Source organism: Streptomyces sp. PA03-1a (assembly GCF_033792805.1).
Classification (GTDB): Bacteria; Actinomycetota; Actinomycetes; order Streptomycetales; family Streptomycetaceae; genus Actinacidiphila.
Genome location: NZ_JARAVO010000016.1, coordinates 19,119 through 35,118 on the forward strand (window position 1 = coordinate 19,119; position 16,000 = coordinate 35,118).

General features: G+C 72.7%; 16 protein-coding genes. 12 read left to right on the top strand and 4 right to left on the bottom strand.

The features are described 5' to 3' along the window. Positions 1 to 56: 56 nt before the first annotated feature. The 5 genes from PV341_RS05465 (at position 57) to PV341_RS05485 (ending at position 3,912) form a co-directional block, all read left to right on the top strand. Positions 57 to 995, top strand: coding sequence for a M56 family metallopeptidase (locus tag PV341_RS05465; protein ID WP_499515505.1), 939 nt, complete (start codon positions 57 to 59; stop codon positions 993 to 995). A gap of 10 nt (positions 996 to 1,005) precedes the next feature. Continuing rightward, on the top strand, positions 1,006 to 1,716 hold the full coding sequence (locus tag PV341_RS05470; RefSeq protein WP_500323303.1) for a phosphatase PAP2 family protein: 711 nt from the start codon (positions 1,006 to 1,008) through the stop codon (positions 1,714 to 1,716). A 96-nt stretch (positions 1,717 to 1,812) separates the two neighbouring features. Next, the gene (locus PV341_RS05475; protein WP_500323302.1) at positions 1,813 to 2,346 is read left to right on the top strand and encodes an SMI1/KNR4 family protein; all 534 of its coding nucleotides are present in this window, start codon (positions 1,813 to 1,815) and stop codon (positions 2,344 to 2,346) included. Between the two features lie 64 nt (positions 2,347 to 2,410). Then, complete coding sequence (locus PV341_RS05480) at positions 2,411 to 3,106, top strand: HAD family hydrolase (RefSeq protein ID WP_500323301.1); 696 nt, start codon at positions 2,411 to 2,413, stop codon at positions 3,104 to 3,106. A gap of 167 nt (positions 3,107 to 3,273) precedes the next feature. Beyond that, positions 3,274 to 3,912: a TetR/AcrR family transcriptional regulator gene (locus tag PV341_RS05485; RefSeq protein WP_500323299.1), complete on the top strand. Its 639-nt coding sequence runs from the start codon at positions 3,274 to 3,276 to the stop codon at positions 3,910 to 3,912. On the opposite strand, the gene PV341_RS05490 is transcribed toward PV341_RS05485, so the two are convergent. Next, a complete protein-coding gene (locus PV341_RS05490; RefSeq protein WP_500323416.1) occupies positions 3,903 to 5,267 on the bottom strand; it encodes an LVIVD repeat-containing protein in 1,365 nt (454 codons plus the stop codon). The genes PV341_RS05485 and PV341_RS05490 overlap by 10 nt on opposite strands. 112 nt (positions 5,268 to 5,379) lie before the next feature. Here PV341_RS05490 and PV341_RS05495 point away from each other — a divergent pair, with 112 nt between their 5' ends. The 3 genes from PV341_RS05495 to PV341_RS05505 all read left to right on the top strand — a co-directional run bounded on the left by PV341_RS05495 (position 5,380) and on the right by PV341_RS05505 (position 9,069). Beyond that, a complete protein-coding gene (locus PV341_RS05495) occupies positions 5,380 to 6,057 on the top strand; it encodes a DUF305 domain-containing protein (protein WP_500323298.1) in 678 nt (225 codons plus the stop codon). A gap of 142 nt (positions 6,058 to 6,199) precedes the next feature. After that, positions 6,200 to 7,546, top strand: a complete 1,347-nt coding sequence (locus PV341_RS05500; protein ID WP_500323297.1) for an FAD-dependent oxidoreductase — start codon at positions 6,200 to 6,202, stop codon at positions 7,544 to 7,546. A 110-nt stretch (positions 7,547 to 7,656) separates the two neighbouring features. Beyond that, entirely contained in the window at positions 7,657 to 9,069 is a 1,413-nt protein-coding gene (locus PV341_RS05505) for a nucleobase:cation symporter-2 family protein (RefSeq protein WP_500323296.1), read from the top strand. Here the strand turns inward: PV341_RS05505 and PV341_RS05510 are convergent. After that, positions 8,971 to 9,366: an ArsR/SmtB family transcription factor gene (locus PV341_RS05510; protein WP_500323295.1), complete on the bottom strand. Its 396-nt coding sequence runs from the start codon at positions 9,364 to 9,366 to the stop codon at positions 8,971 to 8,973. The genes PV341_RS05505 and PV341_RS05510 overlap by 99 nt on opposite strands. A gap of 239 nt (positions 9,367 to 9,605) precedes the next feature. On the opposite strand from PV341_RS05510, the gene PV341_RS05515 reads away from it, so the two are divergent. The 4 genes from PV341_RS05515 (at position 9,606) to PV341_RS05530 (ending at position 13,267) form a co-directional block, all read left to right on the top strand. Then, positions 9,606 to 10,691, top strand: a complete 1,086-nt coding sequence (locus PV341_RS05515) for a sialidase family protein (protein ID WP_500323294.1) — start codon at positions 9,606 to 9,608, stop codon at positions 10,689 to 10,691. Positions 10,692 to 10,722: 31 nt separating this feature from the next. Then, entirely contained in the window at positions 10,723 to 11,400 is a 678-nt protein-coding gene (locus tag PV341_RS05520; protein WP_500323292.1) for a uracil-DNA glycosylase, read from the top strand. Positions 11,401 to 11,425: 25 nt separating this feature from the next. After that, positions 11,426 to 12,265, top strand: a complete 840-nt coding sequence (locus PV341_RS05525) for an LURP-one-related family protein (RefSeq protein ID WP_499515494.1) — start codon at positions 11,426 to 11,428, stop codon at positions 12,263 to 12,265. A 126-nt stretch (positions 12,266 to 12,391) separates the two neighbouring features. Further along, positions 12,392 to 13,267 carry a sirohydrochlorin chelatase gene (locus tag PV341_RS05530; protein ID WP_500323291.1) on the top strand — a complete coding sequence of 292 codons (876 nt, stop codon included), beginning with the start codon at positions 12,392 to 12,394 and terminating at the stop codon, positions 13,265 to 13,267. 91 nt (positions 13,268 to 13,358) lie between these two features. Here the strand turns inward: PV341_RS05530 and PV341_RS05535 are convergent, their stop codons facing one another. Both PV341_RS05535 and PV341_RS05540 read right to left on the bottom strand, forming a co-directional pair. Continuing rightward, positions 13,359 to 14,396, bottom strand: a complete 1,038-nt coding sequence (locus tag PV341_RS05535) for a lactonase family protein (protein WP_500323290.1) — start codon at positions 14,394 to 14,396, stop codon at positions 13,359 to 13,361. 78 nt (positions 14,397 to 14,474) lie between these two features. Continuing rightward, a complete protein-coding gene (locus PV341_RS05540) occupies positions 14,475 to 15,737 on the bottom strand; it encodes a nitric oxide synthase oxygenase (RefSeq protein ID WP_500356904.1) in 1,263 nt (420 codons plus the stop codon). Positions 15,738 to 16,000: the final 263 nt, after the last annotated feature.

The window sequence follows — 16,000 nt, forward strand, 5'->3', positions numbered from 1 at the left end:
CACTTTCCCCTCGAAGAACGTACCCGTGTGCGGTGACGCCCTCATAGTGTGGCGGCATGACCGTCCCGCTCGCGCTGCTCCTGCTCGGTGCGGTGGCGGCCGCCATGGCCCCACGCCTGCTCACCCGCGCCACCTGGCCCGAGCGGGAGCCGGTGCTGGCCCTGTGGGTGTGGCAGTGCGTGATCGGCGCGGTCCTGCTGTGCCTGTTCCTGGCCATGGCCCTCAGCGCCTCCGCCACGTGGACCTGGCTGCGCGAGGGACTGTTCGCCTTCGCCCCCCATGACGTCGTCGACGCCTACGAGCTGCCCGGTTACGGGCCGTGGGCGGGTTATCTGGCGGTCCTGCTGGCCTGCGGCGGCATCTGGACGGCGGCCATGCTCGCCCGGGAGATCCGCAGGGCCGGCGCCCGGCAGCGGGCGCGCCGCGCCGAACTGCGGGCCCGCTCGCCGCGGCTGCCCGGTGAAGCCGCCGCCTCCGACGAGCGGCTGGTCGTCCTGGAGAGCGACCGTCCGGACGCCTGGTGGCTGACCGGCCCGCGGCCGCAACTGGTCATCACCACGGCTGCCCTGCGTCGCCTGAAGGGGCGTCAGCTGGACTCCGTCCTCGCCCACGAGCAGGGCCACGCGCGGGCCCGGCACGACGTCCTCCTGCACAGCGCCGGCGCGCTGGCCTCGGGCTTCCCGCAGGTGCCGGTCTTCGCCGCGTTCCGTGACCAGGTGCACCGGCTCGTCGAACTCGCCGCCGACGACATCGCCTCACGCCGCTTCGGGCGGCTCACCACCGCCCTGGCCCTGGTCGAACTCAACGAGGACCGCGGCGTTTTCGGCCCCTGCCCGGCACCGGACGCGCAGGTCCCGGTCCGCGTCAACCGGCTGCTGGACCCCGCGCCGCGGCTCACCCGCCTCGGCCGCGCCCGCGCGTCCGCGTGCGCGCTGCTCATCCCGGTCGTGCCGTTGCTCGTGGCCTTCGGCCCCGGGATCGGGGCGCTCACGTAGCCTCGGCTGTATGCACGCCCCTCCCGCACCGTCCGACGTCCGGGACCCCGACCGTGCCCTGCGCACCGCGTGCCTGAGCCAGTGCGCGGCGGCCTGCGCCGCCTTCCTGCTGCTGCTCGGGCTCGTCGTGGCGCGCTGGGGGCCGCTGCTGGCCGCCGACCGCGGCATCGCCGTGCAGCTGCACGCCGTCGCGGTACGGCACTCCGGCTGGACCCGGCTCAACCGCGTCCTCACCGACTGGGTCTGGGATCCGCTGACGATGCGTCTGCTGCTGCTCGCGGCCGTGATGTGGCTGCTCGTACGGCGCGAGAACCGCCAGGCCCTGTGGCTGGTGCTGGCCGGCACCCTGGGCTGGGTCCTCCAGCAGACCGCCAAGGCCCTCGTCGGCCGGGAGCGCCCGCACTGGCCGGACCCCGTCGACTCGGCTGCCTACGCGGCGTTCCCCTCCGGCCACGCGATGACCGCCGCGCTCGTCTGCGGCGCCCTGCTGTGGCTGCTGCTGCTCCGCCTGCCGGCCCGCTCCCCCTGGGGCGTGGCCGCCTGCGCCGTCGCCTTCGTGTCCGTCGCCGGTGTCGGCTTCACCCGCGTCTATCTCGGCGTCCACTGGCCCTCCGACGTCCTGGCCGGCTGGCTGCTCGCGGCGGCCGTCCTCACCGGTACGGCGGCGCTGTGCGAACCGTGGCGCACGGGCGCCGCGGAGCAGCAGCGCACGTCCTCGTGACCCCGCAGGTCAGGGCCGGGAGTTGTGCGGGTTCAGGGGAGATCCCGGGCGGCTGCCCTGCCGCGCTGTCGCCACCGGCTGGTATCCATGTGCGGCATGGACACCGAACACGCCACCCCCGAGGACCTCGCCGCGCTCCGCGCGGCCTTCGACGTCGACGACGGCGGCGCGTCGGCGCTCGGCTGGGAGGCCGTCCACGCCTTCGAGGCGCGGCACGGGGTGGTACTGCCCGAGCCCTACCGGACGTTCGTCGCCGACATCACCGACGGCTCCTTCCAGGGGCCTCCCGACTTCGGGCTCGTGGGCTTGGAGGAGTTGCCGGACGACTGGGGCGACGACCCGGCCGGACGCGACCTCGGACGCCCCTTCCCCCTGACGTCGGCGTGGATCTGGGAGGACGACGACCGGCCCGAGGAGGAGCTCGCGCCGCTGCGCGCCCAGGTGTTCGACCACGGCTCGATCGTGCTCGGCACGGACGGCTGCGGCATGTACTGGCACCTCGTCGTCACCGGTCCGCAGCGCGGCCGGGTGTGGCACATCACCGGCGAGGGCGCCTGCCCGTTCGATGCGGGGTTCGCCGGGTGGGTCGGGCACTGGGCGGCCGGGAAGCCCTGGTTCGGCGCCTCCTGACCGTGACGCGGCCCGCACCGGGCTCCGGTGTGCCCGCGAAGCCGGGGCGGGGATGATGGCGGTCATGACCATCAAGGGATGCATGTTCGACTTCTCCGGCACCCTGCTGCGGGTCGAACCCGCCCGGCGCTGGCTGGGCACGGTTCTGGATCAGCTGGGGATCACGCTCGGCGAGACCGAGCTGGCGGCGTACGCGGAGGGCTTGGAGCGGGCCGGCGGGCTCCCGGGCGGAGCGGCGCCGGAGCGGGTGCCGGCACGGCTGGAGCGGCTGTGGCAGGAACGGGACCTGTCGGCGGAGCACCACCGCGCGGCGTTCACCGCGCTGGCGCGGGAGGCGGAGCTGCCCTGGGAGGAGGCCTACGGGGCGCTGTACGACCGCCACATGGAGCCCGCCGCCTGGTCACCGTACCCGGATGCGAGGGAGGTGCTCGAGGAGTTGCGGCGCCGGGGCGTGCCGGTGGCGGTGGTGAGCAACATCGGGTGGGACCTGCGGCCGGTGTTCCGCGCGCACGGTCTGGAAGGGCTGGTGGACGTCTTCGTCCTCAGCTTCGAGCACGGCGTCCAGAAACCGGACCCACGGCTGTTCGGCATCGCGTGCGAGGGGCTGGGGCTGCCGCCGGAGCGCGTCGCGATGGTCGGGGACGACCGGCGGGCGGACGGCGGGGCGGCGGCGCTGGGCTGCGCGGTGCACCTGGTGGACCACCTGCCGGTGGAGCAGCGGCCGTCGGGGCTGCTGCCGGTGCTGGACCTGACCGCGTGACGGGGATCTGAGGGAGCCGGGCCGGGCGGCGCGGAAGTGCGGTACCCGGCGGTCCCCCGCGCCGCCGGGTACGTGCACCTCACCCCCGTGACCCGCATGAGCATGCCACTCACGCACGGTCAGCCCTGAGTATATTGGCTCCGAGCCAGTCAACGCAGGAGTAAAGCATGTCCCCTCGGCGACCTTCGGTCAATGAAGCGATGCGCCGGCGTTCACGGGAACGTCTGCTGCAGGCCACGGTCGAACTGGTGGAGGAACGCGGGTTCGAGGCCACGACGCTCGGGGACATCGCCGACCGCGCGGGTTCGGCGCGCGGTCTGGTGTCGTACTACTTCCCCGGCAAGCGGCTGCTGCTGCAGGCGGCGGCCCACCGGCTGATGCACACCGAGCTGGCCGCGGCGCTGGAGCGGGAACCCGGGCCCGCCGACGGCCGCGAGGTGCTGGCCCGGGCGATCGACGCCGTCCTGGCGCTGCCCGTGCAGCATCCCGTCGTCATGCGGGCGCACATGGCCGGCATCCTCCAGGCGTCCGGGTTCAGCGAGTGCGAGGAGCGGCAGCGCCTGGCCGAATTGCTGCTGGGCGCCGTCCGGGCGTGGGGCTCGGCGGACCCCGAGCAGGACTACCGGATGCTGCGGGCCCTGCTCATGGGCGGGGTGTTCGCGCAGTTGATCCCGGGCGCGGCGATGCCGCTGCCGCGGTTGCGGGCCGACATGTTCCAGCGGTACGGCCTGCCCTGGGAACTCGGCGTTCCGCCGGGCGACCTGCCGCCCGGCGGAACGCCGTTGCCCGGGACCGCTCAGCGGTAGTCGGGCTGGGTCTGGACGTTGAGCTCGGCGAGCCGGATGCCCCGGGCGCTGTCGGTGCGCTTGTCGGAGATCTTGAGGACGTCGAAGCCCTTGGCGATGTCGTTCGAGTAGATGTAGCCGTTGTAGTAGTAGGCGCTCCAGGAGCCGCCGAGGGTCAGGGTGTCGGTCGAGATGGGACCGCGCTCGAAGTAGCCGATCTCCTTGGGGCGCGCGGAGTCGGTGAAGTCCCACACGGAGACGCCGCCCTGGTACCAGGCCTGGACCATGATGTCGCGGCCCTTGGCGGGGATGAGCGAGCCGTTGTGGGCGACGCAGTTCTCGGTGTCGGCCTGGTGGCGCGGGATCTTGTAGTAGTTCCGGAAGACCAGCTCGGGCTTGCCGTGCTTGCGGACGATGTCGTAGATGCCGTCGGCACCGCGCTGCGGACCGATCGCGGTGTTGCACTCGGCACCGCCGCCACCGCCCAGCTCGTCGGTGAAGACGACCTTGGTGCCGCGCTCGTTGAAGGTCGCCGAGTGCCAGAACGAGAAGTTCACGTTGTCCTGGACGCGGTCGAGGACCTTCGGGCGCTCGGGGTTGGAGATGTCCATCAGGATGCCGTCGCCCATGCAGGCACCGGCCGCGAGCCCCAGCTTCGGGAACGCGGTGATGTCGTGGCAGCCGGTGGTCTCACTGACCCGGGCCTGGGTGTCGGTGGGCGGGACGCCCGGGTTGCCGCCGTCCGGGAAGAGGACCGGGAAGGCCGTCACGGCCGCCTTCTCCGGGTGGCTGCGCGGGATCTTCACCACGGAGATGCCGTCGTGCGGCGGCTGGCAGTCCGGGAAGGTGGCGCTGGGCGAGTAGGAGGACACGTAGACGAACAGGTCGCGCTTGGCCGGTACCAGGGTGTGGGTGTGGGAACCGCAGGCGGTCTCCACGGCCGCGACGTAGCGCGGGTTGGCCTTGTCGCTGATGTCGAAGACCTTGACGCCCTCCCACGAGGACTTCTCGGCCGCGGACTGGCTCGTGCTCGCGCAGGAGCTGTCCGAGCGCGAGGAGTCGGTGGACAGGACCAGCAGGTTCCCGGAGACCGATATGTCGTTCTGGGATCCGGGGCACAGGACCTGGCTGACCATTTTGGGGCTGGTGGGACGGCTGATGTCCCAGATGACGAAGCCGTCGTAGTTGCCCGCGAAGGCGTATCTGCCCTGGAACGCCAGGTCGGTGTTGAATCCCCCGAGGGATTGCTTGGGTATGTTGACCAGGTGCTGAACGTTGGCGCTCGTGACGACCTCGTCGACACCCGGGATGCTCCCGTCGGCCGTGGCGGGGGCCGGAACCGCCAGTCCGAGCAGCGTGACGGCCGCGGCCGCCAGGGCCGCCAGTCGTCCGGGGCGAGCGAGGGCTGTACGTAAGCGCTTCACCGCGTCCTCCTAGTTTCCGTTCGCGGTTGAACTTCATGCGGACCCCGGCAGTATGGCCCTTCTCATGTGCGCGTCAAAAGATGACAATGCACTGGTGTTTTCCTCGTATCGTGTTGCGACGCTGTCCGCGCTGGCCCTCACCGCCTCCTTGGTACTCGCCCTGACCAGCTGCGACGGGGGTTCCGGAAGCGGTTCCGCGTCCGCCGCGCCCTCGGTCATCGCGCCGGGAGCGCCGGGCGAGAAGGCCACCACCCTCTCCCCGGAGGAGGCGGCGAAGGCCCTGCCCGACGACTCCCCGAACCCGGCGGACCTCACCTATGTGACGAACATGATCGCCCACCACCAGCAGGCGCTTGTCATGACCGCCCTCGCGGGCACCCGCGCCTCGGACGAGAAGGTCCGCGGACTCGCCGCGCGCATCGAAGCCGCGCAGGGCCCGGAGATCGACACCATGCAGGCCTGGCTCAAGACCAACGGCGGCTCCCATGCCACCGCTCACGACCATGACCACGCCGCGATGCCCGGGATGGCCACCGCGGCGCAGCTGGCGGCGCTGCGCGCGGCGCGCGGCGCGGAGTTCGACCGGCAGTTCCTTCGCCTGATGACCGCCCACCACCGCGGCGCGGTGACGATGGCCACCGACGTGCTCACGCACGGCCGCAACGTCCTGGTCGCCGAGTGGGCGAACGAGGTGATCGCCCAGCAGAGCGCCGAGATCGCCCGGATGCGCGCCATGGACTGACATCCCGGACCGCGACACGCTCCGGCGCCCTCCCCCCGGTGGTCACTCGGTGCGATGCTGGACGTGGCCGCCCGTCCCGCCCGTTCCGGGCGGCACACGGGCCGCCGAGGTGAACCCAACCCTCGCCGAAGGGGAGGCGCCCGTGCTGCGTGTGGCAGTCGTCGGATCAGGTCCCAGCGGGGTGTACACGGCCGAGGCGCTGACCCGCCAGGAGTCGGTGCCGGACGTCGCCGTCGACGTGCTCGACCGGCTCCCCTGCCCGTACGGCCTGGTCCGGTACGGGGTGGCCCCCGACCACGAGAAGATCAAGTCCCTGCAGGGCACGCTGCGGCGCGTCCTGGAGGACCCCCGGATCCGCTTCCTGGGCAATGTGACCGTCGGCGGTCCGGGGCTGTCCCCGCAGGCGCTGCTGGAGCTGTACCACGCGGTGGTGTACTGCGTCGGCGCCGCGACCGACCGCCGCCTCGGGGTGCCCGGGGAGGACCTGCCGGGCAGTTGCGCGGCCACCCACTTCGTCTCCTGGTACAGCGCCCATCCCGACGAGGCTCCCGACGGCTTCCCGCTGCACGCCCGCTCCGCGGTCGTGATCGGGGTCGGCAACGTGGCCGTCGACGTGGCCCGCATCCTGGCCCGCGGTGCCGAGGAACTGCGGCACACCGATGTGCCCGAGGGGGTGCTGCGGGCCCTGGCGGACAGCCACGTCACGGACGTACACATGGTGGGGCGGCGCGGGCCCTCGCAGGCGAAGTTCACCACCAAGGAGCTGCGCGAGCTCGGCGACCTGCCGGGCGCGGACGTCATTGTCCGTCCCGGGGAGCTGGCTCTCGACCCCGCGTACGCCGATCCGCAGGGGCTCGTGCCGGTCGCCCGGCGCAATGTGGAGGTGCTGCGCGGCTGGGCCTCCCGGCCCGCGGCGGGCCGGCGCCGCCGCATCCATCTGCGGTTCTTCCTGCGGCCGGTGGCGGTGCTCGGCGAGGACGGGGTGACCGGGGTGCGGTTCGAGCGGACCGCGCCGGACGGGCAGGGCGGGGTGCGCGGCACGGGCGTCCTCGAGGACATCGACGCCGGACTGGTGCTGCGGTCGGTCGGTTACCGCGGCGTGCCCCTGGTCGGGCTGCCGTTCGACGACCGGCTCGGCATCGTGCCCAACACGGAGGGCCGGGTGCTGCGCGGCGGCGCCCCCTCGCCCGGCGAGTACGTCGCCGGCTGGATCAAGCGCGGGCCGACCGGCGTGATCGGCACCAACCGGCCCTGCGCCAAGCAGACGGCGGCGGCCCTGGTCGCCGACGCACGGGAGCTGCTGGCCCGGCCCACCGCGGACGCCGATCCGCTCGATGGCCTGCGGGCACTGGGGCAGGACCCCGTGGAGTGGACCGGATGGGAGGCCATCGAGGCCGCCGAGTCGGCGCTGGGGCGGTCGCTGGACCGCGCGACCGTGAAGATCCCCGACTGGGAGGGGCTGTTGGCGGCCGCGCGCCCCAGGGGCTGAGATCCGCGGGAAACACCTCCGCAATCAACAAACTGTTTACGCTCACTAGGGTCCCGGGCAACCACTTCGTCGTTCCACCGCTCACCCGCGCCGCGTTCGAGGAGCTGCCCATGGCGACGCCGCCGCACCGTCCCGCCGTCCATCCCGTCGACGAGGTCCTGCCTGCCGTCCAGCTCGGGGCGTTCGGGCTCCAGCACGTGCTGGCGATGTACGCGGGCGCGGTCGCCGTGCCGCTCATCGTCGGGGGCGCGCTGAAGCTGGCGCCCGCCGACCTCGCCTACCTGATCACGGCGGACCTGCTGGTGTGCGGCATCGCCACGCTGCTGCAGTGCGTGGGCTGGTGGCGGTTCGGCGTCCGACTGCCCATCATGCAGGGCTGCACCTTCGCGGCGGTCTCGCCCATGGTGCTGATCGGCCAGGACGGCGGACTGCCCGCGATCTACGGCGCCGTCATCGCCTCGGGAGTGGCGATGGTCCTGCTGGCGCCCGTCTTCGGGCGGCTGCTGCGGTTCTTCCCGCCCCTGGTCACCGGCACCGTGATCCTGGTCATCGGGCTCAGCCTGCTGCCGGTGGCCGGCAACTGGGCGGCAGGTGGGGTCGGTTCGCCCGACTTCGGGGCGCCGCGGAACATCGGCCTGGCGGCCGCCGTGCTCCTGGCCGTCCTGCTGGTCCAGCGCTTCGCGCCCCCTGCCCTCGCGCGCGTCGCGGTCCTGGCGGGCATCGTGCTGGGCACCCTGGCGTCCGTGCCGTTGGGCTTCACCGACTTCGGCGCGGTCGGCGGCGCCGACTGGGTGGGGATCAGCACGCCGTTCCACTTCGGCACGCCCGACTTCCAGGGCGCGGCGATCGCCTCCATGCTCGTCGTGGCCCTCGTGACGATGACCGAGACGACCGGCGACATCATCGCCGTGGGCGAGCTGACCGGCCGCCACGTGGAACCACGGCGGCTCGCGGACGGGCTGCGCGCCGACGGGGTGTCGACCGTGCTCGGCGGGGTCTTCAACACCTTCCCGTACACCGCCTACGCGCAGAACGTCGGCCTCGTGGGGATGACCCGGGTGCGCAGCCGCTGGGTGGTGGCGACCGCGGGCGGCATCCTCGTCCTGCTGGGGCTGCTGCCCAAGCTGGGGGCAGTGGTCGCGGCGATCCCGGCGCCCGTGCTGGGCGGGGCGGGCCTGGTGATGTTCGGGACGGTGGCGGCGAGCGGGGTGCGGACCCTGTCCACCGTCGACTTCCACGGCAACGGCAATCTGACCGTGGTGGCGGTGTCGGTCGCGGTCGGGCTGCTGCCGGTCGGCGTCCCGACGGTCTACGACGCCTTCCCCGACTGGTTCCAGACGGTGATGGACAGCGGGATCAGCGCGGGGTGCATCACCGCTATCGCGCTGAACCTGCTCTTCAACCACCTGCCCGGCGGCTCCGGTTCAGGCGCGGACGACGCCGGCGGTCCCGTCGGGCCGTCCGTCCTGCCGGTCGGCGGCGGCGAGGACGGCGTCCAGAAGCCCGGGGAAGAGCACCTCTAGGTCCGCCCGGCGCAGCGCGTTCATCTTGGAGGTGCCCCGGTAGGTCTGGCTGATCACCCCGGCCTCGCGCAGCACCCGGAAGTGGTGGGTGCAGGTGGACTTGCCGACCGGCAACCCGACCTCGGAGCACGCCGCCTCCGTTCCCCGCGCCGCCAGCGTCCGCACCACGCGCAGTCGCATGGGGTCGGAGAACGCGTGCAGGACGGCCTCCAGGCGGATGTCCGCTCGGTCCGGGTGCTCGCACACCCTCCCGCCGGGGACGGGGGCGGCCGCGGTGAGGGGCTGCTGCGGGGGCATGCACCCATATTACGAGAATTCTCGTAGTTCGACCGCTGCCGTACCAGCTCTCGGCGCCGGGCCGCCGGTGGCGCAAATCCCCTTCACCGCACCGCTGTTGGCCGACGGGGACACCGCACGCCGGGGTCCGGCGCGGCACGCTTCGGCCGCGGGGAGGCGCGCCGCGGCCCCCGTTGTCGGTAGGACGGTGCAGAATCTGTGATGCAGAACACATTCCCGTAGTTCGGAGATGGTGCGTCATGGACGACGTCGTACTCGCGATCGGCACACGCAAGGGGCTGTTCCTGGGACGGCGGGGCGGCGCCGGGACGTGGGAGCTGACCGGCCCGCACTTCCCCATGCAGGCGGTGTACTCGGTGGGCATCGACACGCGCCGGGCCGTGCCCCGGCTGCTGGTCGGCGCAGACAGCTCGCACTGGGGGCCGTCGGTCTTCCGCTCCGACGACCTCGGGCGCAGCTGGGAGGAGCCGGCCAGGCCCGCGGTGCGGTTCCCCAAGGACACGGACGCCTCGCTGGAGCGCGTCTGGCAGATCCAGCCCGCCGGCGCCGCCGCCCCGGACCTGGTGTGGGCCGGCACGGAGCCGGGCGCGCTCTTCCGCTCGGACGACGGCGGGGTGACCTTCGAGTTCGTGCGGAGCCTGTGGGAGCACCCGCAGCGGGAGCTGTGGGGTGCCGGATACGGCGGTCAGGCGGTGCACACGGTGCTCACCGATCCGCGCGACGCCGACGTGGTGATCGCGGCCGTCTCCTCCGGCGGGGTCTACCGCTCGGCCGACGGAGGCGCGAGCTGGGAGGCGTCCAACACCGGGATCAAGGCGGAGTTCCTGCCCGACCCGTACCCGGAGTTCGGCCAGTGCGTGCACAAGATCGACCGGGACGCCGAGGACCCGGACCGGCTGTACCTGCAGAACCACGGCGGGGTCTACCGCAGCGACGACGCCGGCGCGAGCTGGACGGAGATCGGCAAGGGCCTGCCCGCGGACTTCGGCTTCGCCGTCGCCGCCCACCCCCGCCGCGGCGGAGTCGCGTACGTCTCTCCGGTCAACGACGGCAGCGACCGCTACCAGCCGGACTACCGCTGCCGGGTCTACCGCACCGAGGACGCCGGCGCCTCGTGGACGGCCCTGTCCGCCGGGCTGCCCACGGAGGAGCACTACGGCGTGGTCCTGCGCGACGGGCTGCGCACCGACGACGCGGACCCGGTCGGCGTGTACTTCGGCAACCGCAACGGCGAGGTGTACGCCAGCGCCGACGAGGGCGACACCTGGCAGCCGGTGGCCTCACACCTGCCCGATGTGCTGTGCGTGAGGGCGGCCGTGGTCTGAGTGTCGGTGTGAGCCACTAGAGTGACTCACCGTGGCAGCACGACCGTTGAACGAAATCGTCGAAGAAGGCTGGGCCAAGGCGCTGGAGCCGGTCGCAGGGAAGATCGCCGAAATGGGCGACTTCCTGCGCGCCGAGATCGCCGCGGGCCGCACCTACCTGCCGTCGGGGGCGAACGTGCTGCGCGCGTTCCAGCAGCCCTTCGACGACGTCCGGGTGCTGATCGTGGGCCAGGACCCGTACCCCACCCCGGGGCACGCCGTCGGGCTGTCGTTCTCGGTGGCCCCGGAGGTACGGCCGCTGCCTCCCAGCCTGCTGAACATCTACCAAGAGCTGAACACCGACCTCGGCCTGCCCCAGCCCTCCAACGGGGACCTGACCCCCTGGACCCGGCAGGGCGTCCTGCTGCTCAACAGGGCGCTGACCACCGCGCCGCGCACGCCCAGGGCGCACCGCGGCAAGGGCTGGGAGGCGGTCACCGAGCAGGCCATCCGCGCGCTCGCCGCGCGCGGCAAGCCCCTGGTGTCCATCCTGTGGGGCTCCGACGCGCGCAGCCTGCGGCCACTGCTGGGGAGCCTGCCGGCCGTGGAGTCCGCCCACCCCTCCCCCATGTCGGCCGACCGCGGCTTCTTCGGCTCACGTCCGTTCAGCCGGGCCAACGACCTCTTGGTACGGCAGGGCACGAACCCGGTGGACTGGCGGCTGCCCTGACGGAGGCAGCCGTTACTCTGCCCGGGTGACGACGCATTCGAACACCCCGGCGGGCTGGTACCCGGACCCGCATGGCACCCAGAACCTGCTGCGCTACTGGGACGGGTCCCAGTGGACGGAGCACACCCATGCGGGCGGCGCGCAGGTCCCGCCGCAGCCCAAGGACAACCCCTGGGAACTGGGCGTCGACGGCGGTCCCGACCCGTCGCGCATCCAGCGCCAGGTGCAGCAGCAGGCCGGCGTGGCCCCCACCGGCCCGGGTGGGGGCACGCTCTTCAGCGAGCCCGTCCTGGTGGTCAACCAGAAGGCCAAGCTCATCGAGCTGAGCAACGAGTACAGCGTCTTCGACCAGCAGGGGCGCCAGCTCGGCTCGGTGCTCCAGGTCGGCCAGAGCACCGCGCGGAAGGTGCTGCGCTTCGTCGCAAGCGTCGACCAGTTCATGTCGGTGCGCCTGGAGGTGCGTGACGCCCACGGGCAGCCCCAGTTGCTGCTGACCCGGCCCGCGAAGTTCATCAAGTCCAAGGTGATCGTGCAGCGCGCCGACGGCATGACGCTCGGCGAGATCGTACAGCAGAACGCCATCGGGAAGATCAACTTCTCCTTCGAGGTCAACGGCCAGAAGATCGGCGCGATCAAGGCCGAGAACTGGCGTGCCTGGAACTTCTCCATCGTCGACCACACCGACACCGAGGTCGCCCGGATCACCAAGACGTGGGAGGGCCTGGCGAAGACGATGTTCACCACGGCCGACAACTACGTGCTGCAGATCCACCGGCAACTGCCGGACCCCCTGCTGAGCATGGTCGTCGCCTCCGCGCTCACCGTGGACACCGCCCTCAAGCAGGACTCGCGCGGTCTCGGCTGACCGTGGCACGCGTACGGTGCCGGGGTGCGCGGACCCGGCACCGTATCGGGACAGAACCGGACAGGTAACCCCTGCGATGGACCCGCCCGAACAACAGAGCGCGCAAAGGCACTAGCATGCCTCGCCATGAGCACTGCCGAAGGGCCCGCACCCGGCCTGCCCGTTCGAATGCCCCGCCCCCGCCAGCCCGGGCGGCACCGGCGCCCGGAGCCGCTGACCACGCCCGAGGGCGCCCCCGCGCTGGTCCTCGCCGTGCCCGGCACCCCGTCCTCCGCGATACGCAGTCTCGCGGAGGAGATCGTCAGCATCGCCCGCATCGAGCTCTCCGGTCTCGACCCGCGCATCGGCTACGTCGACGGCGACGGCGAGGAGTACCCGACGCTCGAGTCCGTGGTGGCCCAGGCCGCCGGCGAGCGCGGCGACCAGGCCCCCGCGGCCGTCGTGGTCCCGCTGCTGGCCGGTCCCGAGCCGTCGGTGATGCGCCGGATCCGCCAGGCAGTGGCGGACAGCCGCTCCGCGGCCGAGGTGACCGACGTGCTCGGCCCTCACCCGCTGCTGGCCGAGGCGCTGCACGTGCGCCTCTCCGAGGCCGGACTGGCCCGCGCCGACCGCGCCCGCCTGTTCACGGTGGCCACGGCCGCCGACGGCATCATCCTGGCCACTGTCGGTGGCGAGGAGGCCGTCCAGGCGGCGGGTGTGACGGGTCTGCTGCTGGCCGCACGCCTCGCGGTGCCGGTGCTGGCCGCCGCGCTGGACATCGAGGGCTCGGTCGCCCAGACCGCCGAGCAGCTGCGCTCGTCCGGCTCGACGACCCTGGCGCTCGCGCCGTACGTGGTCGGTCCCGAGGTCGCCCCCGAGGTGCTGCACGACGCCGCCAAGGAGGCCGACTGCTCCGCGGCCGACGCGTTGGGTCCCTACCCGACCATCGGCAAGCTGGTCGTCTCCACGTACACCACGGCCCTGGGCATCGCCCAGGAGTCGCAGGGTGCTCCGCTGAGCTGAACCCGCGGACCGTCGACGACAACGGCGTGGTGGTCCGCCCCGGGATCCCGGGGCGGACCACCACGCCGTTGCGCGTACAGGGAAGCCTCCGTCAGCCGAAGACCACGCAGGACGCGGCCGGGACGGCCACCGAGCCGGCGAGCTTGGGCGTACCGGTGACCGGGTCCACGTCGAACCAGCTGACGTCGCCGGAGCGCTCGTTGGCCGCGTAGAGCCGCTTCCCTGAGGGGTCGAGGGTCAGGTGGCGCGGCCAGTCGCCGCCGCAGTCCACCGTCTCCAGCAGCTCCAGCCGGTCACCGCTGTCGTCGACGGACAGGACCGCGATGCTGTTGTGCCCTCGGTTGGCGGCCCAGGCGAACCTGCCGTCGGGCGAGACGACCAGCTCGGAGGGGTAGTTCGGGCCTGCGGCGTCCGCGGGCAGCACGGAGACCTCGGCGACGGGCTTCAGACGGCCCACCTCCGGGTCCCAGTGACAGACCGTCACCACGGACTCCAGCTCGTTCATGACGTAGGCGCGGTCGCCGCGCGGGTGGAAGGTGAGGTGCCGCGGTCCGGTGCCGGAGCGCAGGCCCATCTCGCGTTCCACCTCCAGCTCCCCGCTGTCCGGGTCGAGTTCGCAGACGCGCACGGAGTCCGTGCCGAGGTCCACGCTGAGCACCCAGCGCCCGGAGGGGTCGGGCAGCACCATGTGGGCGTGCGGGCCCTCCTGCCGCTCCGGGTCGGGGCCGTCGCCCTCGTGCTCCAGGACGTGGCGCGGCCCGCCGAGCGCGCCGCGGTCGTCGACCGGCAGCACGCTGACGGTGCCGGAGGCGTAGTTGGCGGTGAGCAGGTGTCCCCGGTGCAGGCACAGATGGGTGGGCGCGCCGCCGCTCACCGGCACCGTGGCGCCCAGCGGTTCGGGGCGGGCGGGGTCGCGCAGCGAGAACACGGCCGCGCCGCCGGTCTCGGCGTGCTCACTGACGGCGTAGAGCAGGCCGTTGTCCTCGGAGAGCACCAGGAAGGAGGGGTCCTCCACCGCGGAGTCGGCGCGCAGCACCGTCAGCGCTCCCGAATCGGGGTCGAGGGCGGCGGTGGTCAGCCCTTTGCCGCCCGCCGAGGTGAACGACCCGATGTAAACGTGCCCGGCCACTGCCGTACCTCTTCCGCTGATTGTCTGTTCGGCGGCTGAGAGTAACGCAGTGGCCGGAAACCGATCCCGTTGCCCCCGTCACACCAGCGTCTCGCCGCGGGCGAGGGCGAGCGACTCGGGGTGGTGGACGTAGGCGGGGGTCAGCTCGCCTGTGTCGTAGTAGCGGTGGAAGACGCCGGTGGCCGAGCCGGAGATGGGCGGCACGATCCACGACCAGTCGGCGGGCACGGGACGGCCCTTGCGCTCCTCCCGTTCGATGTGCGCGAGGAAGCGCCGGGATTCGGTGTGGTGGTCGGTGATGGTGACGCCGACGCGGTCGAAGGAGTGCAGCACGGCCCGGTTGAGCTCGACCAGGGCCCGGTCGCGCCACAGCGAGCGGTCGCTGCCGGTGTCCAGGCCGAGGCGGTCGGCGAAGCGCGGCAGGAGGTCGTAGCGGTCGGTGTCGGCGAAGTTGCGGGCGCCTATCTCGGTACCCATGTACCAGCCGTTGAAGGGCGCGGCCGGGTAACAGACGCCGCCGATCTCCAGGCACATGGAGGAGATCGCCGGGACGGCGTGCCAGCGCAGGCCCCACTCCGCGAGCCAGTCGAACTCCGGGTGCACGATCGGCACCTCCAGGACCGCGTCCGCCGGCAGCGGGAAGTGGCGCGGCGGTTCGGCTCCGCCCTGCACGACCAGCGGCAGGACGTCGAAGGGCGTACCGGGACCGCCGGACCAGCCGAGCCGCCGGGCCACCTCGGTGATGCCGGTGTTGCCGGGGTCGCCGAGCACTCCGCCGTCGGGCCGGGGGTAGCCGGCGTAGCGGATGAGCTGGTCGTTCCAGATCCGCGGGCCGGGGCGGTCCGGCGCGTCCGGGGCGAAGACGGTGATGACCGGGCGGATCCGCCCGCCGTTGGCCGCGACCCTCAGGTGGGCGGCGGCCTCCAGGGCCACCCCGCGCGCGGTGGCGACGTGGCGGCGGTCACGGACCTGCAGGGAGTTCCAGTACAGGCGCCCTATGCAGCGGTTGCTGTTGCGCCAGGCGACGCGCGCACCGAAGACGAGCTCCTCGTGGGTGTGCCGGTAGGTGCCCGTCGCGTCGATCTCGGCGAGCACCGCGGCGAGCCGCTGCTGCGGGTCGCCGGCGGCACCGGGCAGTTCGTGGTGGTACTGCCGCAGGAAGTCCGTGGCCAGCGCGCGGACGTCCACGTCCTTGTGCAGGACGGCCGGAGCGGCGCCCTGACCGGCCGCGCCGTCGACGGGGCAGGAGGCCGCCGCGTCCTCGGGACGCGCCTCGGCGTCCTCTTCCGCCGCCTGCGGGTGTCCGGCCGGACAGCCGGCCAGCGGCTCCGGGCCGTCCATCCGCGCGTGCTCCGCCGGGGGCGGCACGCGGCCCGGCCCGGTACGCCGTTCGTTCTTCCCCCCGGTACGGCGCAGAAATCTCAGCACGCCTGGCACCCCCAAGACCGCCCTGCGCGAACCGTTTGCCCCACGGTCCGCGGATACGGCACGAGACTGGATTCGGTCTCACCGCTTGTCCGGAGTCAGTCATCCTGGCACGCCGCGCCGAACAGGGCTCAGAATCAGGTGAATTGACACATCACGACGCAGGTTGGACGCAATCC